We start from the raw sequence: 22,871 nt of genomic DNA on the forward strand, positions 1-22,871 counted from the left end.
CAAATTCTAGCTGTTTGGCATAGTTTTTTACCAATATTGCTCTACTGTGATCTGCCCTGGTTCACGGCGTCTGTTGCGGCTAAAACCAAGCTCTAACAAAATAGCCGTAGTATCTTTTACCATTTGTGGGTTACCGCAAATCATAAATTGTGCGGTATCAGGTTCAGTTGGGCGCCCTATTACATCAAATAAACGATGATCTTTAATTACGTCTGTGATCCGGCCATTAAAACCGATTGTGGCTGACTCTCGGCTGACTACAGGCGAATAGTAAAGATTTGGGTACTGCTGCTGTAGTGCTTTAATGCGCTCCTGATAACTTAAGTCCTCATTAAGACGAACTCCATGCACTAAATGAACATGCTCAAACTTTTGCCACACTTCGCCCTGCTCTAATATTGAAATAAAAGGCCCAAGCGCAGTACCTGTACTCAGCATATAGAGCTGCTCACTGCTTGGTACTTCATCAAGGGTAAAAAAGCCTGTCGCGCGGCGCTCTATAGTCACAGAGTCACCCGGCTTTAATTGTGCGAGTTGCTGAGAAAGTTGACCGTCTTTCACATTAATAAGATAAAACTCGAGGTCGGGATTGTTCGGTGCATTCACATAAGAATATGCACGAGCTACACGTTTATCACCCACTTGCATCGCAAGCTTTGTAAACTGCCCCGCCGTGAATGGTTCGACATCGGCATTAACGATTAAGCTAAATAATGAGTCGGTCCACCATTTAACGCCTTTTACCTTAGCTTCAACCCAATTAGACATACACATCCTCAATTATTGTTCCTCTATTAAAAGTGGCAACAATTGGTTGAATTTTCAAGTTTTAAGGGCCGGTTGCGAGATGCGGGCAGGATTTTACGCGAGGTAAACAGGCAGCTATAAAAAAAGCCGCATAAATGCGGCTTTGAGGTTAGTCTCACTTCACTTTGGGCGTGTTTCCAAATTTCAGTGAATACGTTACCAAGGAACTTATTTAAATTGATTCTAAAGCAATTTTAACCATTTCGTTAAAAGTGCTTTGACGCTCTTCACTTGGTGTTGCTTCACCAGTGATTACGTGGTCACTTACAGTAAATAGTGCCATCGCTTTTGCGCCGTATTCGGCGGCTACGCCGTACATGCCAGCTGTTTCCATATCAACAGCAAGTACGCCTAGCTTGTCTAATTCTTGATAGAATGTGTTATCTGCTTGGTAGAATGTATCTGTTGTAAATACATTACCTACTTTCGCTTCAATACCTAATTCTTTTGCTGCGTTAACACCGTTAAGTAATAAACCAAAATCAGCAATTGCGGCAAAGTCGTAACCACGTACTCGCGCACGGTTTACGTTTGAATCTGTGCTTGCACCTTGTGCAAAGATAACGTCACGGATTTTGATATCGCTACCAATACCGCCACAGGTACCAATACGGATTAGATTTTTAACGCCGTAACTAACGATCAATTCACGGGCATAAATTGACATTGATGGAATACCCATCCCAGAGCCCATAATACTCACTGGTTTACCTTTGTAGGTACCGGTAAAACCATACATATTACGAACGCCTGTTACTTGTTTTGCGTCATCTAAAAAGTTTTCAGCAATGTATTGAGCGCGAAGCGGATCACCCGGCATTAATACCGTTTCTGCAAATTCGCCTACATTGGCGCTGATATGAGGAGTACTCATTATTGGTTTCCTTTTTTGTTCGCTAATAGCTTGTCGTTAAAACTATCACCGTATTCAAGTGCAGGAAGATTAAACCACTGGGCAAGGGTTTGACCTATGTCTGCAAAACTAGCTCGTTCTCCAAGCGGGGTGTTTGTCATTCCCGGTTGGTATGCAAGTACTGGCACGTATTCACGTGTATGGTCAGTGCCTGCTGCTGTTGGATCACATCCGTGATCGGCTGTGATAATTAATACATCATCACTATTTAGCTGATTTAAAATAGTCGGTAGGTAATCATCAAACTCTTTTAATGCTTCGGCATAGCCAACTGCATTACGGCGATGACCGTACTTTTCATCAAAATCAACTAAGTTTGTAAAAATCAAACTATGGTCAGGTGCGCTTGCGATGACTTCTGAGGTTTTCTCAAGTAAGTTCATTAGCCCTGGCGCTTTGTGTTTTTGGGTGATGCCTTGGTGCGCATAGATATCGGCAATCTTACCAATACTGATCACTTCACCGCCGTCTTGCGATAATTTATCAAGCAAGGTTGGCGACGGTGGCAGCACCGAATAGTCACGACGATTGCCTGTACGGGAAAAATCGTCACGGCTCGAACCCAAAAATGGCCGCGCAATCACTCTTCCTATGTTCATTTCATCAAGCAGCGCCCGTGCGATTTCGCAAACCTGATAAAGTTTCTCCAGTCCAAATGATTCTTCGTGCGCGGCTATTTGAAACACGCTATCAACTGAGGTGTAGCAAATCGGCATACCGGTTTGCATATGTTCTTCACCTAGCTGTTCTAAAATGGTTGTTCCTGAGGCATAACAGTTACCTAAAATGCCAGGAATCTCAGCGCGAGCAATTAGCTCGTCAACAAATTCTTGTGGAAAACACGGCTGTGTATTAGGGAAGTAACCCCAATCAAATAACACAGGTACACCGGCCATTTCCCAGTGCCCTGAAGGCGTGTCTTTGCCGCTTGATAACTCTTTAGCGTAACCCCATGCGCCAATAGGTGCTTGTCGGTCACTGACTAAACAAGGCTCTTTACCTGCGGCTTCGCATGCATCAGCTAAACCTAAACGGGTAAGATTAGGTAGCGATAAGTGCTCACCTGTTTCTTCTGCGTAGGCTTTAAGTAAATGAGCAAAGGTATTTGCGCCTACGTCACCAAACTTCTCTGCGTCAGGTGCTGCGCCAATTCCTAGGCTATCTGCCATTAAGATGAGTGCTCTTGCCATGGGTACCTCGTTATCAATATGTGAATACTTTATATGCTCTTCGAATTTTTGGTACAGGACATAAGTCCTGTTTCATAAAACAGAAACATTATAAATTTGCATCTCTAAGCGAAGCAAAAGAGATTAATCGTGTCTTTTTTGCTATTGTGATCTACCTAACAATGTTTCCTTCTGTGTGGGCGAGAACTTTAGTGACACGAACAATTATAGCTATTGCTGGCGCATCTGCGTCGGGCAAGTCTCTTTTTAGCAAGACAATTTATAACGAATTAGTCAATGAGCTTGAACCGGGCGCGATCGCAGTGATCGAAGAAGATGCTTATTACAAAGACCAGTCGCATTTGCCGTTTGACCATCGAACGCAAACCAATTACGACCATCCTGATGCTTTCGAGCATGAGCTTTTGCATGAGCACTTACTTCAATTGCGCGCTGGAAAATCAGTAGACGTACCAACTTATGACTATGCAATGCATACCCGTAGCGATGAAACGCGTCGAGTGGCACCTGCAAAAGTACTTATCGTTGAAGGTATTTTGCTACTGAGTGATCCGGCACTTCGAAAAGAATTTGATATTAAGGTGTTTATTGATACACCTTTAGATATCTGCCTTATGCGCCGTATGCAACGAGATATGGAGCAGCGTGGCAGAACATTACAGTCCGTTGTTGATCAATATCAAGCGACAGTGCGACCTATGTTTTATCAGTTTATTGAGCCATCAAAGCACAAAGCTGATCTCGTAGTCACACGCGGCGGTATGAATCGCGTTGCCATTGATATAATTAAAAGTAAAATAAAATATTTACTGCAACAATAACAACGGGAAATAGTCAGTATGACAACATTTATGAGCTTAGTAGGCATAGTTGTGCTACTAGGCATTGCTTTTGCGGCTTCAACGAACCGTAAAGCAATTAATTTAAGAACTGTGGGCATCGCCTTTTTACTTCAAGTATTAATTGGTGGCTTTGTCTTGTTCTTTGAAGTGGGCAAAAACGTACTGGCAAGTATGTCACGAGGAGTCTCATCGGTTATTGGTTATGCCAATGACGGGATTAGCTTCTTATTTGGCTCACTGGCATCGCAAGATACCTTAGGATTCATTTTTGCGATACAAGTATTACCCGTTATCGTGTTTTTCTCAGCACTCGTTGCTGTTTTGTATCACATCGGGGTGATGGATTGGATAATCAAGATTCTAGGCGGTGGCTTACAAAAGCTATTGAAAACCTCGCGCCCAGAATCGCTTTCTGCAACCGCCAATATTTTCGTTGGCCAAACAGAAGCACCATTGATTGTTAAACCATTTATCGCCAGCATGACAAAGTCAGAGCTATTTGCGGTAATGGTAGGTGGCCTGGCTACCGTAGCAGGTTCTGTTATGGCAGGTTACGTAACAATTGGTGTAGAGCTTAAATACTTAATTGCAGCCAGCTTTATGGCAGCACCTGGTGGTTTCTTAATGGCAAAAATGATTGTGCCAGAGACCGAAACACCAAAAGAAGATTTAGCTGATTTAGACGTACAAGAAGAAAAACCGGTTAACGTAATTGATGCAGCCGCATCAGGTGCCGCAAACGGTATGCAACTAGCACTGAACGTAGGTGCGATGTTACTTGCTTTCGTAGCACTTATTGCACTTCTAAATGGGTTATTAGGCGGTATTGGTGGTTGGTTTGATCATCCAACATTAACGCTACAAGAAATTTTAGGTTACGTATTCGCTCCAGTTGCATGGTTATTAGGTGTACCTTGGAACGAAGCAGTAATCGCAGGCAGTTTTATAGGTCAGAAGGTGGTAGTTAACGAATTCGTTGCTTACCTCGACTTTATTAATTATCGCGATACGTTAAGTGCGCACACACAAGCGATTGTCACATTCGCGTTATGTGGGTTTGCTAACTTATCATCGATAGCAATTTTACTAGGTGGATTAGGCGGTATGGCGCCTAGTCGGCGAAAGGATATCGCACGCTTAGGGCTCAGAGCAGTGTTAGCAGGATCTATGGCTAACCTCATGAGTGCAGCAATTGCAGGTTTTTTCCTCTCGCTAGCTTAGAAACTTAATGAGATGAGCCGTAGTTGCAAAACAATAGGATAGGACTTTAAGGGGTTAAAGGTCTATCTGACTTGAACGATACTTCACCAAGGGCCGCAAGGCCCTTTTATCGTTTTATGTGCTAAGATTTAATTACTAAGTCCTTTTAAGTACATAAATGAACTATTTACGACTTTATTTGCTAATTCTTTTCTTTAGTTGGCCAGCACTGAGTAAGCCGACCCTAACCGTTGTGACTGAACTGTCGCCACCTAATCAAACTCTAATCAATAACCAAGTTGCCGGTGAGAGCACTAAGCTTGTGAAAGCCATTTTTGCTAAAGCTAATTTGAACGCGAATATAGAGCTTTACCCTTGGGCCCGTGCCTACAATATGGCACTGAAGAAACCGAATATATTTATTTATAGTATGGCGAAAACTGCTGAACGCGAAAAACACTTTCATTGGATTGGTGAAGTGGCAACCTATCAAATGGGCTTTGTTAAGTTGAGCTCTCGCAGCGATATAAACATCACTTCAAATGAGCAAGCCAAGCAATATAAGATAGCGGTACAACGTCATGACCTAGCAGCGCAGCGCCTAACAGAACGTGGTTATACTGTAGTATATACCTCTGATATTAATAAGTCGTATCAGCTGTTGATGTCGGGCAAGGTTGATTTAATCATTGATGATAAGAACTATATTGCGGCCATGGCTGAGCAATTAGCACTGGATGAAGCTCGTTTCAGCTTTGCTCATGCAATCGACTTTTTAACCATGAAAGGTTATCTCGCAGCAAATATTAATACCGACCAACGCTATATCGATGCCTTAAAAGCAGCGTTTAATGAAGTAATAATGACACCTAAATACGATGCTGTGATGATGCTAGCACAGCGCCCTTAATTTGCTTTATATTGCTCAATATAAGTCTCTAACAGGCCCTGCTTACTCAGCTTGTCATAACTTGCCTGTAATCGGCTGACTAGCTCTTCGGGTAAGGCCTTATTTAAGGCTAGAAAGTTTCCTACCGTGCCATTTAGAGGCAACTCAACTAACTTAACCACTTCTCGCCCTTGGTGACCGTACTGCATTAATTGGTACTTAAACGAAAGCTCAGATCCAATAATGAGCTCTATTTTATTTTTGAAAAATAAATTAATACACTCGTAATAGTGACTCACTTTGAGGAGGTTTTTATCCCCTTCAAAGCCAATGCTCTCTACAAATTTTTCGTAAATACTGTCTCTAACAACACACAGGCTATGATCTTTCACTTGCGATAAATCGATAGGATTAATACGGTCATTTGATTGTAAACGATAAAAAAAGTTACGAGAGGATGCCATTGGACCAATCCACTTGAATAAATCTTCACGGTCGGGAATACGTGCCGTAGAGACCAGACCTGACAGCGGCTTTTGCTGAGCTAAGTGATACGCCCTAGACCAAGGTAAGAGCTCGAATTGACATTCAATATCTGCATCAACACACATTGCTTTGACAAACTCGAGGTTTATGCCCTCTAAGTGCCCTTTGTTTGAAAAATTATACGGCGGAAATTGCTCGGTGTAGATGGTGACACTATCTTTTGCCAATACTACAGGTGCAAAGCTTAGGCATGCTAACAACAAATATTTTAAGATAATTAATACACTCTAATGACATAGCTGCATTAAATATAGAAATATTCACTAGCTCAGTCAATTTTTAGGCATAAAAAAAGCAAGCCGTAGCTTGCTTCTTCTTAACTTTTACTAAAAGTAAAAATTATAACGGAGTGATGTTATCCGCTTGAGGGCCTTTTTGACCTTGTGAAAGAGTGAACTCTACACGTTGGCCTTCAGCTAAAGTTTTGAAACCTTCGCTTTTGATAGCGCTGAAGTGAGCGAAAACGTCTGGACCATTTTCTTGCTCGATGAAACCAAAACCTTTAGATTCGTTAAACCACTTAACTGTACCTGATACGATGTTAGACATAGTATTATTCCTGATATAAAAAATTAAACATGCCCTAGTGGGCGGGTGTAGCAAAAAATGAGATGGTACTTAAAAACTTCAGGACGGTACTACAAGTATTACTTATACAACAACGAAATAAAGATTTATTAATTACACGCTTTCTTTCTAGCTGGTGCCCACTATATAGAGTTAGTTTGATAAGTCAAACACTATCGACATTAAAATTCAAACTCTAAAGCCAAGCGAAAGCTATGATCTTTGCCTGATTGGCTAAGCTCACTAATAAAACCTGCTTCCCATTTTAGCTGGCGTTTAGGGCTAAATCTGTGTAAGCCAATAAAGCCTGGCCCCACACCAATAAAGTCCTCACCCGCGTAGACTTCTATTGATGGTTGAAAAGCCGAACGATAGCGATAACGATACTGTAAGCGAAACTCACTTTCCCACTCGTTTTCAATATCAGCCCCCCATTCATACACTAAAAAAGCGTTCATAGTCAGGCTTGTACGACCAAACTCTTTTTCCCATAAAAAGCCGGTCGTTGCTTCGTAAGCATCTAGGGTATGCTGTTTTTCAAGCTCAAATAACGCCCCCCAATCGGCCCACAAACGGCCTTGCTCGACCAACTGCCAGCGTAACTCCACTTCATATGAAGATAAACCAAAGTCACCGTTATCATCGCGCTCGCCAACCAAGTAGCCTTCAAGGCTCATGGTGTCGTTAATTGCGCCGCCAAAGCCTGCACGCTGTGCAAGTACATTGCCGCTATCGGTTTGCCTAGACACCAAACGCCACTCAACTTCACGTTCAAACGGCATCACATAAGGGTGATATACCTTATCAACCACCATGCCATCTGCCTGCGCAAATTGGCTGATACTTATTAAAAACAAGCAACTTAAACTAACTATTAAGAACCGCATACAGGCTCCTTGGTCTTTTTGATTTTTAACACGCGAACTAAGGTGATAAATGCCAATGCTGCAATGACATACACCCAAAGCGCGGTTTTACTCGGCGTAGCTTCGTAACCGACTAAGGCTTTTAATACGCGCCCAAGCTCTGAGTTTTCAACTAAAAACCCGCGCCAATCTAAATAATTTGAGGTCACATCGAGTAAATCGATCTGACTTGCTAAATCAATAAATATCAATAGCTTTGCTGTTGCATTTAAGGCAAGTAACACAACCAAAGGCTGCACGCCCACGCGCTTAGTAATACTCTCAAGCAAAAAGAACAGTAACACGCCAAAGCTAATACAAATCCCCACACCTAAAAATGTACCCAGTAGCAATGGCTCAGCAGTATCTCTGCTATGCCAAAAGCTGACTAAATAAATCATGTAATGGCTTAAATACAACGTCATGGTTGCAATCAAGGCCAGCGCAGCCGCCATTTTTCGTTGCTGACAGCTAATTAATGCAGCGATAAAGATGACAATACACAGCAGCATTTGAATGAACTCTAAGCCTCTGTGATCAAATAACTGGCTCAGCCAAGCAGCGCCTTGCACAAACACTAAGCTTAGTAGCGTACCAATCACTGCATAAACACTCAGTTGGCGCTGGCTTAAAGGCACAATTAAACTCAAAAGCACGGCTAAAATCACCACAGGCAAAAGCTGATTAATGCTCATTAATAAACTAGTTATCAGCATCATTCACCTCCGTAGCCACGACAGTTCCTCTGGCTGTATTAGGCGAAAATTCACCAAAAAAGTCATAACGCCCAGGGCTGAGCGGCCCAATATAAATGACGCTCGTGCGACCTGGGTAAAGCACTTTTTCACGATTTAAGTCAAAGCTATCGAACTCTTCTGGAGTGTCATCTTGGTTTTCGATCAAAAGCCGCAGCTTTTTATTGGCAGGCACTTTTATTTCTGCAGGATAAAACAAATGGTCTTTTAAGATCAGCTTGTACTCTTTGGCATAGACTAGCCAAGACGGCATGCATAGTAGCAACATAGAAAGCGCCAAAATCCATTTATTCACTGACATCTCCTTGCATGAAGGAGACACTCACCCGCAAGCCACCAAGGTGACTGTCAGCTAAAGCTATATCGGCGTTATAAATCGACACTATGTGCTCAACAATGGCCATACCAAGACCTGCTCCTTGCTCACCTGATGGATGTTTATCGCCACCCACACGGTAAAAACGGTTAAAAATGCGCTGTTTTTGAGCTTCATCAATACCGGGGCCCGAGTCATCTATCTGCCAGATAAAACGATTTTTTTCGGTTTTCAGAGTAATAGAAATCTCTCCCGCAGCTGGGGTATATTTTATGGCGTTACTCAGTAAATTGCCAAACAAAGTAACTAAGGTGAATTCGTCACCGGCAATGATAAAATCATCGCCATCGATGCTAATGGTATGATCTTTTTCGTCAATACGATCATAAAGTTGTGAGGCAACTTGTTGGCTAATTTCTAACACCGACACGGGGCTAAATTGCGCTTGCCATTGCTCTGGATAAGTACGCCCCAAAATCAGCATTTGCTCAACGATATTGCTTAGTTTATCAACGCCTTTTTCCATCGCATCAAGCTCAACACTCTCAACACCTTGAGCCACTAAATTATGCACATTGATTTTTAAACTACTGAGCGGGGTACGCAGTTCGTGGGCCGCATCAGAGGCAAAAAAGCGCTCTCGTAAATAGGCACTTTCAACGCGTTTAAATAGATCGTTCAAGCGGCTAATTACGGGTTTTATTTCTTGCTCTGGGGTTTGCCAAGGGATTGCAGTAAAGTCATTTGCTTGACGGTGTTTTAGTTGATTAGATAACCGAGTTAGTGGTGCAAGCCCTTGTTTTACAAACACACTAATAAGGAGTGCAAGAATAGGCACACTCCATAACAGCGGCGTCATGGCCGACAAAATCACGGTTTCGGTTAGCGCCACACGTTTACTCAAAGGTTCTGCAATAAGCACGCGCTTATTACCTTCGCTTAAGCGATACACTTTGACTCGTTGCCCAGCCAAGTTCTCAACACTAAACCCGGTTTGCCACTGGCTTTGATTGCTAGGGTTATGCTGCAATGATTTTGAGCTTGAGGCCAAGCTGTCATCGACCCAAACTTGAAACAATAGCTGTGGTAAATCACTGGTATAAGCTGGGGTTTCTTTACTGAGTGGCTGTTCGATTAACACATGTGCCAGCGTTACCAACTCATTATCGAGCAGTGCTTCAGCCTGATTCATGCTTTCACGGTAACCTTTAGTGAAAGCCAAAAAGCAGGTTAAGATCACCATAGACAAAATGAGTAAAGTCAGCCTTTTACGAATTGACACTAGCGTTTACCCACCACATAACCAATACCGCGTAAGGTTTTAATAAACTCTTTAGGGAATTTTTTACGCAAGTGATGAATGTGTACTTCGATGGTATTAGACCCCACCTCTTCACCCCATTCATACAGTTTACTTTCTAACTGCTGTTTTGATTGCACACGACCTTGGTTTTCTAGCAAGGCTTTAAGAAGCATAAACTCTTTGCGCGGCAAGTTTACTGGCTCACCTTGAAAGCTCACGGTAAAAGCGGCGGTGTCCATTTCAACATTGCCAACTTTTAAAGTGCTGGTTTGTGCTTGGGTCAAACGCCTGCTGGCAACCCGTAGACGGGCAAATAATTCTGCGGGATCAAAGGGCTTTGCTAGATAATCATCAGCGCCTAAATCTAGCCCCATGACTTTATCATCAATACTGCCCCTGGCTGTTAAAATCACCACAGGTATATTTTTACGATGCTTTTTGATGTGCTTTAGAATATCAATGCCGTCACCGTCTGGTAGCCCTAAATCAAGGACTACCAGCTCAATTTCTTCACTTTGCAGCCACTGCATTGCTGATTGAACAGTAGAACTATGTTCAACACTGTATCCTTGTTGACGTAAAGAACGACATAGGCCTTCTGCCACTAAGTGGTCGTCTTCAACGAGCAATAAATGCATAGTTTATCTCTTTATTTTTTTCTCTACCTTAGCCAGTAATTTAGTAATTTCTTGCTGGCGGTAAAGATCTGCTTTTGGTCTTTCAGGACGCGCTGGCGCTTGCTGTGCAACCAATAAAAACTCTTTAGCTGATTTATATTTACGCTCGTCATACAAGAATGACGCATATAAATAGTTGCTATCGATACCACGCGGGTTTAGTTTAAGCGCTTGCTTAAACAATTTTTTCGCTTCATCGTCATCACCAAAACCAATTGGCCAACCTGGTACTTTACCGTATAAGGTTGCAAGGCTTGTGTATGCCGAGCCATCAAGCGCTTTTGGATCTAGGCTTAGCGCTTTTTCAAATTGCGCTTTAGCGTCTTTTGCAAGGCCTAGCGCGCCTAAGCCTCCTTTCGCCCCCGCATAGCTCGATAGCACAATACCGTACCAAATATGGCTGGCTGCTTGCTGGTCGTTCGCTTTGGTAAACTCTGCGGTTTCGCTTGCTAATTTTTCGAATGCATCTAACTGCGCATCGTCAACTAACTCGTAATTAACCACTGCCCACTGCTTTTGCACCGAACTTAAATCGCTATTAAAGTCGGCTTTTGCAGGCGCAGCCATGATAACACCTAACATCATTAGGGCTTTTAAATTTAGTTTAGTCATAATCATTCACCTTGATCAATTTAGTTGGCAAAAAAACTTTTAATTTTAGGAAGTTGTTTTGCTATTGCGTTATCAACGAGTGATGGAAATGCGCCGTTAATACGGGCAAATAATGTTTCTGGAAAACCAATAAAACGACGACGTTTTTTTGATTTAATTAAATCTATTAATGCATCAGCCACTTTTTCTGGCGGATCCATGGTGTTACCCAGCTCTTTATTCATCGCGCGCACTTGTGGCGAGTTAATTGCGGTGTCAGTTGCACGAGGCGCTAAATACAATACTTTCACATCGCTGTGGCTGAGCTCTCTGGCAAGAGCTTCGGTCATCCCTCTTAGGCCAAACTTGCTAGCGCAGTACAAGGTTTGATACGGATAACCAATGCTGCCAAACGATGAACCAATATTGACAATCGTGCCTTTATTGCGGGTCACTTGTGGTAAAAACAGCTGACACAATTTAATGGGCACATGCAGATTAATATTTAACAGGTGATCAATTTGCTGTTCGCTAATTTCACTAAACCCCTGCATTACATTAACGCCTGCGTTGTTGATTAGTAACGTTGCCCCGCCAATTTGCTGAGCAAACTTAGCAAGATCATCGCGAGATTCGCTGTTACTTAGGTCAGCCTGAAAATACTCAGCATCATTGCCACATTCCAATTGCAGTGCAGCAAGTTGCTTCACATTTCGACCAACAAGTAATAAACGCCAACCTTCTTTTGCAAGGCGAAGGGCAATTGCACGGCCAATGCCCCCTGTTGCACCGGTTAGCACACAAACTGGGCTACTCATGCGCTTTGCTCCAAGTCAGCCTCGCTAAAGAAAGGCTCGATATCGAGGTCACGGAAAATATTGCCGTACAATTTATAAAAACATTTTGCGGCGTGAATAATGGCTTGCTGGTCGTCTTCGTTGTCTATTTTGTTCATCAGTGATTCGAAGAACTTAACGTGTTCAATATCCAGTGCACCGTGCGAAGTAAGGTAGGTAAACGCCTTTTTAGGCAAACCTACAACCTCACGGATTTGCCCTGCTGCATTATCGGCTAATGCAATCGAAGTGCCTTCAAGCACATGAACCATGCCAAAGAATGCCAAAGGGTTACCGCGATTAATTGTATCGTAGGCGTACGACACCATTAATTCGGTCGAAAACTGTGGACGAGAATCGCGCACTAGCTCTTTATCAAAACCGCATGCTGCAATATCGTTTAGCACCCATTCTTGGTGGCCTAACTCTTCTTCGATGTATTCTGCAACGGCTTCGCGCAACCACTCTTGTTTATCGCTCAGCTTTGCACCGACTGCCATTAGCAGTGGCACTGTGTGTTTAACATGGTGATAAGCTTGCGTTAAGAACGATGCATACTCACTCAGGCTTACTTCACCTTTAAAAACGCGGCTAATAATTGGCGCAGCTAAAAGATACTCACGCTCAGTTTGTGTTTCGGCTTGTAATGTATTGAAAAATTGACTCATGCTCGTCGCCTCTTGATAAAGTGCTGAAATTTCTGTAGCAAAAAAATGATTGATAACATCGCGTTTAGGGCGATTATTGCTGGTTAATAAACCTTGCGTGTGGCTCATAGGCTCTGCCATTCGATGCCATTTTTTAATCTGTGCGTATTCGGGTAATTGCGCGTTTTGTGCCCTAATATGGGCAGCAAGTTCAGCGTCACTCATCGCTTGGTTTGCATAGATAAGTGCGGCTAGAAATGCCTGACCTTCGCCAATCACCACCGCTTGTTGTACCTGGCTGTGGCTAAGCAATAACGACTCTGGCCACTCAGCACTGATATTGCGACCAAAGCTGGTGATAAGTTGGTTTTTCAAACGGCCTTGTATAACCAAGCGACCTGCTTGCTCAGTAACGAGATCGCCAGTTGCATACCAATCGTCAGCATTATGTGCAGCTTGACCTAAATAGCCCAAAAACAATGAACCCTTGATATAAAGCTGACCATTTTCAATTTTGTATTGAATGTGCTTAAGCACTCGCCCTGCGGTGTCAATGTCATCATCATCGCGAGTGTTTAAACTCACTACCGATGACGATTCAGACAAACCATAGCCTTGATAAACGGGTAAACCGAGCTCACGGGCTTGCTTAATAAGCGCTTGGCTTACAACAGCACCACCTACTGCAATAAACTTTAAGCTTTTAGGTGCTTGCCAGCCTTGCTTTGCAAAAGCCACTAAACAAGTCAGTAGCTCAGGCACTAAAATAAGAGTATTTGGCTCAGTACGTTCAATTGCGGCTATTAATTTATGTGGTTCAAGTAGCTGCGCACCAGAAAAACCAAGTTCAGCTAAAGGCACTAAATTAACCGTACCGCCCGCTAATAGCGGCGCATACACACCGGCTAAATTCTCAAGCAAGACCGGTAGCGACAACAAACACAAATGGTTTGGTTTTTCTAAACCAATGCTTTGATAAAGTGATGTTGCCACCTGCAATTGGCTTTCAAGCGATAAACACACGCCTTTTGGTGTGCCTGTTGAGCCCGACGTAAAGGTGATCTTTTGCGTGTTTGCAAAATATGGCACAGGCTGTGTATTACTCAATTGGTAAACATACAAAGGGTAATGCTTGCATACATCGACTAACGCCACTAACTTTGCATGCTCACCTTCATAAGCGCGGTCACATACAAATAGCCCTGCTCCGCTATTTTGCAAACCAAACGCAACTTGCTGAGCCGTAAAAAACGTTGGTAGCGGAATTGCCACTCTTTTAAGTTCGCTAAGCGCAGCTTCTAATACACACCAAGCAGGTGTGTTATCTAATTGATAAGCCACACCTTGGGCATCAAATTCTGCCAAAGTAGGTAGTAAACGAGTTACTTGCTCAGTAAATTCTTTTTTAGTTAGTGAGCGCACACCATCGCTTTTGTGGCAAACCATTAAGGTATCGCTATCTTTATGTGGTAATTGTGTCAACCAACTCATAACACCTCCAAAAATACAGCAAGCTCACGCGATGACTGCAAACACTGCTGTTTGATATTGAATAAAACTGGGGTGTTTAGTACACGTTGATGTGCTTCGTTTAGATCAACCACACAAATGGTTGGTTGATTGTCGTAATAGCTACCCCAGCTTGCTGGGTCTTGTAGTGCTTGTGCATTGGCAACACCGATTTCTTTGCAATTCACACCCAGCATTTTTAATAGCGCTCTCACTTTACGGGTTGCGCAAAACACTAAATATTTTGCGCCTACTTGATAGAGCGCTTCATTCATTAAAACAAAATGTGCCAAGGTGGCTTTTCGATGCGTTGAGCATAAATTACCGAGCTCAAAAATGTGCTCACGCTTGGCACCAACAAAGTGCTCAATAGACGCAGGGAGGTATTGTTCAATAAACAAAGGTTGTGATGCAGAGCGAAGGCCTAACGTACATAATTCATCATCAATATTAAGCTCACAAAGAAGCGGCATGAACTGCGAAATTTTCGCGTCATAGGCTGCAGCAAAACCTTGCTTAATATTACGCTCAAGGCGGTCACGTAATTGACCTCCTTCACGCGTGCAAACAAAGGCAGGCTCTTGAACTTGAGTTTGATGTGATTGTTGAACTGAAAGCATAATTGTTCGCTCCACTTAGGTTATGTGTAAAATTTATCGAGCGAAACTTAAATAAAACTTAAGAAAAATTAATTTTTATAAATATTTTCAACCTTATGAAATTAAATGATTTTATTTTCATTAAAAACAAAAATGCCAGTCTGTTAGACTGGCATTTTAATACTTAAATTAACGTTAAACTTAGATTACTTAACGATAGCCATCTCTTTAAGTAGGTTCTGAGCATTATCAACTTTATCCATCACCCACAATATGTATCGTGAATCAACGTGAATTGAGCGATTTAAGTTTTCATCGTAATCCCAGTCACCAATAATGCTTTCGTACACACCATCAAACAACAAACCAACGAGCTCAGCATTGCCGTTTAACGTTGGAGAGCCTGAGTTACCACCTGTGGTATCTACATTAGATAAAAAGTTAACCGGAACCGTATTCATACCGCCTGTGTAATCGCCATAAAGCTTTTGCTTAATTAACTCGTTTTGTTTCTCTGGTGAGTTAAATGGTTCAACACCGGTGTTTTTAGCAAGTAGTCCTTCTAAAGATGTAAAGGGGGTTGCCACTAAGCCATCTTGCGGTGAATAGCCGCCTACCGTACCGTAAGTTACACGCAGGGTGCTGTTAGCATCAGCATAAACTGGCTTATTAAGTGCCTTGTTATAAGCGATGATTGCTTCCATTAATGCAGGGCGAGCAGCTTGCTGTTTACCAGCTAGTTCTTTTTTAGCATCTTCAATATCTTTTGTGACCGCAAAGATTGCATGCGCATACTGAATAAATGGATCGCTACTTTGCTTTAACTGAGTAAGGTCAAGGCCTGCCATCCATAAACGTTTGCTTTCATCTGCAAGAACCGATTTAGCGTACATGTCATCAAGCAAGGCTTGTTGTTTTTGTTTATCAAAACCGTTAGTTAGACCAAGAGCTTTATCAACCTCTGCAACTCGCTCGTCTTTAGGTAGTGCAGCATATTGCTCAATAAAGTACAGTAAAATAGCTTTATCAACGGCTTCATCATAACGACGGCTCATGCTTTTTAAACGAGACTCGATACGTGGCATATCACGCTCTTGATAACCACTTTCGCGCTCAGCATCTGGCTTTTGTTTTTCGTAAGCTAAACGGTATAAACGTCGAGCAGTTGCGATCATTTGTGAGCGGTGTACGTAACCTAACATGCGGTCGCGCTGGTTATGCTCTTGCGACTGAGCAACTAGCGCAGATAAATCAGCAAGTACATGTCCGTATTTAGCTTTGCGCTTACTATCTTCGTTGATCCACGCAGTGAGATCTTTTTCGAATTGTTGCTTACGGCTATACATTGACCCTTTATTGAAACTCTCAATCATTGAGCCATAGTTTTTAATGTAGTTGTTGTAGCCCGCAATCGTGCTTTCATAAGCGATACGTGCCTCTGAGCCTTCAGGCGCATTTTCTTCAATTAACGAGACATATTTAGAGTTATATTTACGCGCTAATGGGTAAGCTGTGTTAAACACGTAATCAACTTCAGGCGAAATACGGTAACGGTTTGTGCTGCCCGGATAACCAGTAACCATCACAAAATCGCCTTCTTGAACGCCTTTAGCGCTTACTTTTAAAAACGCATCACTTTGGTACGGCACGTTATCTTCTGAATATTCAGCTGGCTTGCCATCTTTGCCAACATACGCGCGATAGAATGAGAAATCACCTGTGTGGCGCGGCCACATCCAGTTATCGATATCACCGCCGTATTTACCTACGCCCATAGCAGGTGCATACGCTAAACGTACATCTTTAATTTCTAGCGATTTAATAAGGTAATATTCAAGACCACCATGGAAAGTATACACATTACAGCGGTAGCTCTTGTCTTGCTCACACTCACTAACAAGTGCTTTTTCATTTGCTTGAATAGCATCAAAACGTGCTTTACCGGTTAACTTTTCAGTGCCTTTATTTACTTTATCTGTAACGTCAGTTACTTGCTCTGTTACAAAAACACGAGAACCCGGCGCAGCAGGGACTTCTTCGCCGGTAGTTTTAGCTAAAAAGCCATTTTCTAAAATATTGTTTTCGGTGGTCGAGTTATATTGAATCGAACCATAGGCACAGTGATGATTTGTGACAACTAAGCCTTTTGGCGAAACAAACGAAGCAGTACAACCACCAAGGCTAATTACCGCGTTCATCGGAAACTCTGTTAATTTAGAAATTGACTCTACATCAATGCTCAAGCCTTTCGCTTTTAACACTGACTCAAGCTCTGGTAACTGGTGAGGTTGCCACATGCCTTCGTCGGCAACAGCAACATTTGCTACAGCGAGACCCACTGCAGCAGCAATAAATTTAAAACGCATAGTCGTCCTTTATATTTGTTATGTTTATCTTTTTAGCGCTCGTATCATTATCATTGTGCTAGCCAATAGCAATAATTTGCGACCGCTAATGTCAAAATTTGTAAACCATTTTAGGTTCATGGCCTAATACCATTAGACTCATGAGCTTAATATTTAGATTCATGAACCACAGCATTGTGGCCATGTAAGCTTTCTTGGTGTTCAACCTTAAACTGGTAATCAGCAATACTCGGCATGGTTTCGAAGCACTGCTTCAATCGCCTTGCTGCATCTTCACAAAACAGTAAGTTTTTAGCGTTAAGGGCGGCAAATGCTTGCTCATCTTCACGTTTAACAGCGGTTTGGACTGGAGTGCCAATAGCTTGTTCACATTCTGTGATAAAGCCGCCAATATCTGGCAACTTCCCACTACTAAACGTGACATCAATATACGCATATGAACGCTGGCTATGAGGGGTTGCAATAGAGCCTTGTTCACTTGCAAGCCAATTGAGTAAAGAAGCTTTATCTATATTCGCATCACTAAATTGCTTATCGACTGCTTCGCTCAAAAGCTGCCTCGACAATGCCGCTGAACACGGGCAGGTGCTACTGTAGGCAATATCGACTTTTAAGTTAATGGCAAGCGTTTGCTGCTTTGTAATAGTTAAAACGACAGGGTAAGCATTGTAACCTGCATTGTCGCTAAGTAGCGCTTGTTTTAGCTCGGGTAAATCAAAATGCAGCACCAGTTTTGCGCCTTTACTTAAGCCTTTTTGTGATGCTAAAACAGCCTCCATAAACTCATTAACACGCTGAGTCGTTAAACTTTGTTTAGCCAGTAGCTGATTAAGTAGTAAATAAAGACGCGACATATGAATGCCTTTAGCATCGCTATCAAGGCTAACGAACACATCAACTTTGGCATTCAGGTGCACATCAACATGAGTTTGTGCAAGCTTCAAAGGCAATGCTATTTTTTCCATGCCGACCCATTTTAAAGGCGACTGAAAATCTACATTAGAGTGCGAGGTAATATCGGGTAATTGCATATCAACTTCTTTTAACGATTGAATGTTAAGGCCATAGCGGCCTTTTTGTGCGGGGTTACGTGCTGCCCATCAAAGACACACTCACCATTAACAAAGGTATGTGTGATTCGGTTTGAAAAAGTGGTGCCATTAAATGGCGTCCATTGGCATAAATAATGTGTGTTTGTATGCTCGACGTGCTTTTCTGCGTTTGGGTCAACCAGGACTAAATCAGCAAAATAACCTTCTCTGATAAACCCCCGCTCTTCGATAGCAAATCGCTTTGCCACGTTATGCGCTGTTTTTTCAACGACTTGCTCAAGGCTCAACGCACCACGTTTTACCTGCTCAAGTAACGATAGTAATGCATGTTCAACTAGAGGGAGGCCAGCTGGTGCAGCGCTGTATTGTTGCTGCTTTTCTTGCCAAGTATGAGGGGCATGATCGGTGGCAATAATATCAATGCGACCATCGCGTACTGCTGCGAGTAGCGCTTGGCGGTCTTGCTCTGATTTTATGGCGGGGTTACATTTAATTTGATTGCCATAGTTTGCGTAATCGTCTTGGTTAAACCACAAATGATGTACGCAAGCTTCGGCGGTTATGTGCTTTTGCTCTATGGGTGCGTTACTAAATAGTTCTAGCTCTTTTGCTGTTGTTAGGTGTAAAGCATGCAGCTGTGAACCATAACGTTTTGCCAGCGACACGGCATACGATGATGATGCATAACACGCTAACTCATCACGAATTAACGGGTGATGTTCTATTTGTAACTCGCCATAACGTTTTTCTATACGGCGCTGATTTTGTTGAATAACCTCCCCTTGCTCGCAGTGAGTGGCAATGAGTACTGGGCTTTCCCGAAAAATGGCTTCAAGGGCATGAGGGTGTTCAACTAGTAAATCGCCTGTTGATGCTCCCATAAACACTTTAACGCCACATACCTTTTTGGCATCAAGAGCCTTAATTTCATCGAGGTTGTCTGGGGTCGCGCCAAAGTAAAACGCATAATTCGCAGCGCTCGTTTGCGCTGCTATCGCGTATTTATCAGCAAGTGCTTTTGCCGTGGTAGTCGAAGGTGAAACATTGGGCATTTCCATAAAGCTTGTAATGCCACCGGCCACTGCTGCGGCAGATTCACTGGCAATCGTGCCTTTGTGGGTAAGGCCAGGCTCTCTAAAATGAACTTGATCGTCGATCATGCCTGGTAATAGCAACAAACCGCTTGCATCAATTACTTCATCATTGGCCTTAGCACTAATACCTTTGGCAATTTCAGCGATTCGATTGCCCACAATTCGTACATCGTTTATTTCGCGCTGCCCTTCATTAACGACGCAGGCGTGTTTAATTATGATAGCCATATGACTCCTTGCTTATTCAGCAACATTTGCAACTTATCGTAAAAAAATGCACTCCATGGCAAGATTGATTGCAGAATAAATTGTTACAATATAACATACCACAAAGTTTTTATTTGGACACTGTTATGAGTCAAAAAGATCAATTGGGTCGGGCTATTTAAGCTGTAAAGTTATAAGTGGCTTTCCGATCTTAGAGAATTTTAACGGCTTATCGCAGCCAATAATCACCTTATCGCAACGTATGAGGTCAATTGTAATAAGACACAGTATGCTGGGCTCATTGATCACATGGTGATACCTGCCTCATATAAGTGCTTTTTTAGCATCTTTTTGTAATCCGTTTTAACCGCTATGCAAATCAAGAGCTTATAAAAACTTTGTGGTATGTTATATCGACACAATTTAATTTTAAAAATGACAAGAGAAAAACTATGAAACACCTAATCGCAACCGCGATCAGTTCTGCGCTGTTACTCACAGCCTGTTCAGAACCGCAAACAACAACATCAACGCCTAAATCAGAGCAATCAGCACCTGTTGCTGCAAAAGAGCAAGCTAACCCACTGTTTGTGAAAAGCGTATTACAATACGAAACGCCTGATTTCAGTGCGATTAAAGATGAACATTTCATGCCGGCATTTAATAAAGGCATGTCTGAGCAAATGGCTGAAGTGCAAGCTATTATCAACAATCCAGCAAAGCCTGATTTTGCCAATACAATTGTTGCGCTTGAGAAAAGTGGTGAGCTATTAACACGCACACGCAGTATTTTTTATAACTTAGCGGGTACGGATTCAAACCCGGCACGTCGTGAATTACAAAAAGAATTAGCGCCAAAACTAGCTGCTCATAACGACAATATTTTCTTAAATAAAGCACTCTTTGAAAAAGTGGCTGCTATTCACAGCGAAGCTGACAGCCTTGCCTTAACTGCTGAAGAAAAGCGTTTATTAGACGTTTACTACAAACGTTTTGTGCGTGCTGGGGCAAAATTAAGTGCAGAGCAAAAACAACAAATTCGTGATATCAATACGAAGCACTCAAGCTTAACAACTCAGTTTTCACAAAACTTATTAGCGCTGACTAAAACAAATGTTGTTTTAGTGGATGACAAATCAGAGCTTGAGGGCTTACCAGCTGGTCAAATTGAGCAGCTTGCCAATGCCGCAGCAGAGGCTGGCCATCCAGGCAAATACCTAATTAAGATCACAAACACCACGCGTCAGCCTATTCTGGCAACACTGAAAAACCGTGATTTACGTGAAAAAGTATGGCGTGCATCGGCTGAGCGTGCATTATCGGGCGAAAATAGTAACCGTGATATCGTGGCAGAACTTGCTCAGTTACGTGCTCAAAAAGCGAAACTATTAGGTTACGACAGCTGGGCTGATTTTGGTTTAGAGTCACAAATGGCGAAAAAACCACAAGCTGTATTTGATATGTTTGCGAGTATGATCCCTGCATTAATGCAGAACGTCAACGCTGAAGCGGCGGCTATTCAAGCTAAAATTGATGAATCAGGTGAACAATTTAAATTGCAGCCATGGGATTGGTTATTCTACGCAGAGCAAGTGCGTAAAGATAAATACAACCTTGACGAAAATGCTGTGAAAGAATATTTCGAGTTCAACCGCGTTTTAGAAGACGGCGTATTCTTCACTATGAACCGTTTATACGGCATCACCTTTAAACCACGTAACGATATTCCGGTTTACCACCCTGATGTAAAAGCCTATGAGTTATTTGATGAAAATGGAAAGAGCTTAGCCATTTTCTTTGCTGACTACTTTGCTCGTGAAGGTAAGCGTGGCGGTGCATGGATGAGCTCATTCGTTAAACAATCTGGCCTTAAAGAACAAAAGCCAGTTGTCGTAAACGTTATGAACATTCAAAAAGGCGCGAATGGCGAACCTACGCTTATCAGCTATGATGAAGCGACAACGATTTTCCACGAGCTGGGTCATGGCTTACACGGCATGTTCTCAAACGTGAAGTACCCGACTCTATCTGGCACCTCAGTATCACGCGACTTCGTTGAGTTCCCATCAACTTTTGAAGAAGATTGGGCCATGTACCCTGAAGTTATCGCTAACTATGCAAAACACCATAAAACTGGCGAGCCGATTCCTGATGAGCTACTGAAAAAAGTAATTCAATCACGTAGCTTCAACCAAGGTTTTGATACTCTAGAATACGTTGCAGCTGCATTACTTGATATGGAGTGGCATTCACTTTCTGCTGATGCACCATTACAAGACATTGAAAAGTTTGAGCAACAAGCGCTTGCAAAACATGGTGTTGATGTACCGTTTGTACCACCACGTTATAAGTCAGCCTTCTTCTCACACTCAATGGGCGGCGGTTACTCAGCGGGTTACTATGCTTACATGTGGAGTGAAATCTTAGCGGCAGACGCCTTTGCTTATGTTCAAGAGCAAGGTGGTTTAACTCGCCAAATGGGTGATAAATACCGCAAAGAAATTTTAGAAGTGGGTAACTCTCGTGACCTAATGGAATCGTTCAAAGCATTCCGTGGTCAAGAGCCAGACACCTCAGCGCTATTAAAACGCCGCGGCCTAAAAGCAACGGTTCAATAGCTCACCTTGAGCTTTAAGCTTAAAGCTTTAAGCTCTAAGTCAGAAATGTGGGGTTGTCGAGTGTTTATAACCCCACTACGATAGTAAAAGGAGCTGTCAGCCTTCAGCTATCAGCGGTCAGACGCGCGAAACAAGTTTCGCGCCTACAAAAAGGCGCTAGGTGTTAGGTTCTAGGCTCTAGGCGCTAGGACGCGATGTAAAATCGCTGCTACCTCGCATCTCGCATCTCGTATCTCGCATCTCGCATCTCGTATCTCGCATCTCGTATCTCGCATCTCGTACCTCGCATCTCGCATCTCGTATCTCGTATCTCGCATCTCGCATCNTTCCCATATACTTCTCGTATCTCGCATCTCGTACCTCGCATCTCGCATCTCGTATCTCGTATCTCGCATCTCGTACCTCGCATCTCGCATCTCGCATCTCGCATCTCGTATCTCGT

Annotated in this window: 21 protein-coding genes and 1 pseudogene; 4 read left to right on the forward strand and 18 right to left on the reverse strand. The window is 42.7% G+C overall.

Translation table 11 applies throughout. The features are described 5' to 3' along the window. Positions 1-27: 27 nt before the first annotated feature. The 3 genes from AN213_RS18705 to AN213_RS18715 all read right to left on the reverse strand — a co-directional run bounded on the left by AN213_RS18705 (position 28) and on the right by AN213_RS18715 (position 2,910). Positions 28-768, reverse strand: a complete 741-nt coding sequence (locus tag AN213_RS18705; protein WP_055199333.1) for a ferredoxin--NADP reductase — start codon at positions 766-768, stop codon at positions 28-30. A 211-nt stretch (positions 769-979) separates the two neighbouring features. Next, positions 980-1,681, reverse strand: a complete 702-nt coding sequence (deoD, locus tag AN213_RS18710) for a purine-nucleoside phosphorylase (RefSeq protein WP_036972525.1) — start codon at positions 1,679-1,681, stop codon at positions 980-982. Then, entirely contained in the window at positions 1,681-2,910 is a 1,230-nt protein-coding gene (locus AN213_RS18715) for a phosphopentomutase (RefSeq protein WP_055199334.1), read from the reverse strand. Before AN213_RS18715 ends, deoD begins: the two co-directional genes overlap by 1 nt. A 191-nt stretch (positions 2,911-3,101) precedes the next feature. Between AN213_RS18715 and udk the strand changes: the two genes are divergently transcribed. The 3 genes from udk to AN213_RS18730 all read left to right on the forward strand — a co-directional run bounded on the left by udk (position 3,102) and on the right by AN213_RS18730 (position 5,862). Further along, positions 3,102-3,731, forward strand: a complete 630-nt coding sequence (gene udk / locus AN213_RS18720) for a uridine kinase (RefSeq protein ID WP_054553619.1) — start codon at positions 3,102-3,104, stop codon at positions 3,729-3,731. An 18-nt stretch (positions 3,732-3,749) separates the two neighbouring features. Beyond that, positions 3,750-4,973, forward strand: a complete 1,224-nt coding sequence (locus AN213_RS18725; RefSeq protein ID WP_054563193.1) for a NupC/NupG family nucleoside CNT transporter — start codon at positions 3,750-3,752, stop codon at positions 4,971-4,973. A 157-nt stretch (positions 4,974-5,130) separates the two neighbouring features. Next, positions 5,131-5,862, forward strand: coding sequence for an ABC transporter substrate-binding protein (locus AN213_RS18730; RefSeq protein ID WP_055199335.1), 732 nt, complete (start codon positions 5,131-5,133; stop codon positions 5,860-5,862). Here the strand turns inward: AN213_RS18730 and AN213_RS18735 are convergent. The 15 genes and pseudogenes from AN213_RS18735 to AN213_RS18800 form a co-directional block, all read right to left on the reverse strand. Continuing rightward, on the reverse strand, positions 5,859-6,554 hold the full coding sequence (locus tag AN213_RS18735; RefSeq protein WP_082422996.1) for an ABC transporter substrate-binding protein: 696 nt from the start codon (positions 6,552-6,554) through the stop codon (positions 5,859-5,861). The two genes, AN213_RS18730 and AN213_RS18735, sit on opposite strands and share 4 nt — an antisense overlap. Before the next feature lie 172 nt (positions 6,555-6,726). Further along, on the reverse strand, positions 6,727-6,936 hold the full coding sequence (locus AN213_RS18740) for a cold-shock protein (protein ID WP_004587186.1): 210 nt from the start codon (positions 6,934-6,936) through the stop codon (positions 6,727-6,729). Positions 6,937-7,136: 200 nt separating this feature from the next. After that, positions 7,137-7,841, reverse strand: a complete 705-nt coding sequence (locus AN213_RS18745) for a hypothetical protein (RefSeq protein ID WP_054563182.1) — start codon at positions 7,839-7,841, stop codon at positions 7,137-7,139. Further along, complete coding sequence (locus tag AN213_RS18750) at positions 7,829-8,578, reverse strand: iron transporter (protein ID WP_236702939.1); 750 nt, start codon at positions 8,576-8,578, stop codon at positions 7,829-7,831. The genes AN213_RS18745 and AN213_RS18750 overlap by 13 nt, the downstream gene beginning before the upstream one ends. Beyond that, positions 8,562-8,882 carry a cupredoxin domain-containing protein gene (locus tag AN213_RS18755; RefSeq protein WP_082401691.1) on the reverse strand — a complete coding sequence of 107 codons (321 nt, stop codon included), beginning with the start codon at positions 8,880-8,882 and terminating at the stop codon, positions 8,562-8,564. The genes AN213_RS18750 and AN213_RS18755 overlap by 17 nt, the downstream gene beginning before the upstream one ends. Positions 8,883-8,901: 19 nt before the next feature. Continuing rightward, complete coding sequence (locus AN213_RS18760) at positions 8,902-10,212, reverse strand: ATP-binding protein (protein WP_054563179.1); 1,311 nt, start codon at positions 10,210-10,212, stop codon at positions 8,902-8,904. Next, positions 10,212-10,871: a response regulator transcription factor gene (locus tag AN213_RS18765; RefSeq protein ID WP_055021781.1), complete on the reverse strand. Its 660-nt coding sequence runs from the start codon at positions 10,869-10,871 to the stop codon at positions 10,212-10,214. Before AN213_RS18765 ends, AN213_RS18760 begins: the two co-directional genes overlap by 1 nt. A 3-nt stretch (positions 10,872-10,874) precedes the next feature. Further along, positions 10,875-11,522 (reverse strand): hypothetical protein, encoded by a 648-nt coding sequence (locus AN213_RS18770; RefSeq protein ID WP_055199337.1) that lies wholly within the window; start codon positions 11,520-11,522, stop codon positions 10,875-10,877. 20 nt (positions 11,523-11,542) lie between these two features. Next, the gene (locus AN213_RS18775; RefSeq protein ID WP_054563176.1) at positions 11,543-12,319 is read right to left on the reverse strand and encodes an SDR family oxidoreductase; all 777 of its coding nucleotides are present in this window, start codon (positions 12,317-12,319) and stop codon (positions 11,543-11,545) included. Next, a complete protein-coding gene (locus AN213_RS20295) occupies positions 12,316-13,005 on the reverse strand; it encodes a TenA family transcriptional regulator (RefSeq protein WP_201779636.1) in 690 nt (229 codons plus the stop codon). The genes AN213_RS18775 and AN213_RS20295 overlap by 4 nt, the downstream gene beginning before the upstream one ends. A 12-nt stretch (positions 13,006-13,017) precedes the next feature. Then, positions 13,018-14,475 (reverse strand): annotated as a pseudogene (locus AN213_RS18780) (AMP-binding protein); the annotation flags it as partial. After that, complete coding sequence (locus AN213_RS18785) at positions 14,472-15,113, reverse strand: thermostable hemolysin (protein ID WP_055021779.1); 642 nt, start codon at positions 15,111-15,113, stop codon at positions 14,472-14,474. The pseudogene AN213_RS18780 and the gene AN213_RS18785, both read right to left, overlap by 4 nt. A gap of 185 nt (positions 15,114-15,298) precedes the next feature. Then, positions 15,299-17,458, reverse strand: a complete 2,160-nt coding sequence (locus tag AN213_RS18790; RefSeq protein WP_055199338.1) for a S46 family peptidase — start codon at positions 17,456-17,458, stop codon at positions 15,299-15,301. A gap of 146 nt (positions 17,459-17,604) precedes the next feature. Further along, entirely contained in the window at positions 17,605-18,489 is an 885-nt protein-coding gene (gene folE2 / locus AN213_RS18795; protein WP_055199339.1) for a GTP cyclohydrolase FolE2, read from the reverse strand. 11 nt (positions 18,490-18,500) lie between these two features. Next, complete coding sequence (locus tag AN213_RS18800) at positions 18,501-19,832, reverse strand: dihydroorotase (protein WP_055199340.1); 1,332 nt, start codon at positions 19,830-19,832, stop codon at positions 18,501-18,503. Positions 19,833-20,263: 431 nt separating this feature from the next. On the opposite strand from AN213_RS18800, the gene AN213_RS18805 reads away from it, so the two are divergent. Continuing rightward, positions 20,264-22,429, forward strand: coding sequence for a M3 family metallopeptidase (locus AN213_RS18805; protein WP_055199341.1), 2,166 nt, complete (start codon positions 20,264-20,266; stop codon positions 22,427-22,429). Positions 22,430-22,871: the final 442 nt, after the last annotated feature.

It is taken from the genome of Pseudoalteromonas sp. P1-8, assembly GCF_001399985.1.
Lineage (GTDB): Bacteria > Pseudomonadota > Gammaproteobacteria > Enterobacterales > Alteromonadaceae > Pseudoalteromonas.

Coding starts and splice junctions, on each gene's coding strand:
- AN213_RS18775 (WP_054563176.1), bottom strand. CDS start 12,319: ATGAGTAGCCCAGTTTGTGTGCTAACCGGTGCAACAGGGGGCATTGGC.
- deoD (WP_036972525.1), bottom strand. CDS start 1,681: ATGAGTACTCCTCATATCAGCGCCAATGTAGGCGAATTTGCAGAAACG.
- AN213_RS18790 (WP_055199338.1), bottom strand. CDS start 17,458: ATGCGTTTTAAATTTATTGCTGCTGCAGTGGGTCTCGCTGTAGCAAAT.
- AN213_RS18750 (WP_236702939.1), bottom strand. CDS start 8,578: ATGATGCTGATAACTAGTTTATTAATGAGCATTAATCAGCTTTTGCCT.
- AN213_RS18770 (WP_055199337.1), bottom strand. CDS start 11,522: ATGACTAAACTAAATTTAAAAGCCCTAATGATGTTAGGTGTTATCATG.
- AN213_RS18755 (WP_082401691.1), bottom strand. CDS start 8,882: ATGTTGCTACTATGCATGCCGTCTTGGCTAGTCTATGCCAAAGAGTAC.
- folE2 (WP_055199339.1), bottom strand. CDS start 18,489: ATGCAATTACCCGATATTACCTCGCACTCTAATGTAGATTTTCAGTCG.
- AN213_RS18730 (WP_055199335.1), top strand. CDS start 5,131: ATGAACTATTTACGACTTTATTTGCTAATTCTTTTCTTTAGTTGGCCA.
- AN213_RS18745 (WP_054563182.1), bottom strand. CDS start 7,841: ATGCGGTTCTTAATAGTTAGTTTAAGTTGCTTGTTTTTAATAAGTATC.
- AN213_RS18725 (WP_054563193.1), top strand. CDS start 3,750: ATGACAACATTTATGAGCTTAGTAGGCATAGTTGTGCTACTAGGCATT.
- AN213_RS18715 (WP_055199334.1), bottom strand. CDS start 2,910: ATGGCAAGAGCACTCATCTTAATGGCAGATAGCCTAGGAATTGGCGCA.
- AN213_RS18705 (WP_055199333.1), bottom strand. CDS start 768: ATGTCTAATTGGGTTGAAGCTAAGGTAAAAGGCGTTAAATGGTGGACC.
- AN213_RS18785 (WP_055021779.1), bottom strand. CDS start 15,113: ATGCTTTCAGTTCAACAATCACATCAAACTCAAGTTCAAGAGCCTGCC.
- AN213_RS18740 (WP_004587186.1), bottom strand. CDS start 6,936: ATGTCTAACATCGTATCAGGTACAGTTAAGTGGTTTAACGAATCTAAA.
- AN213_RS18765 (WP_055021781.1), bottom strand. CDS start 10,871: ATGCATTTATTGCTCGTTGAAGACGACCACTTAGTGGCAGAAGGCCTA.
- AN213_RS18800 (WP_055199340.1), bottom strand. CDS start 19,832: ATGGCTATCATAATTAAACACGCCTGCGTCGTTAATGAAGGGCAGCGC.
- AN213_RS20295 (WP_201779636.1), bottom strand. CDS start 13,005: ATGAGTCAATTTTTCAATACATTACAAGCCGAAACACAAACTGAGCGT.
- AN213_RS18805 (WP_055199341.1), top strand. CDS start 20,264: ATGAAACACCTAATCGCAACCGCGATCAGTTCTGCGCTGTTACTCACA.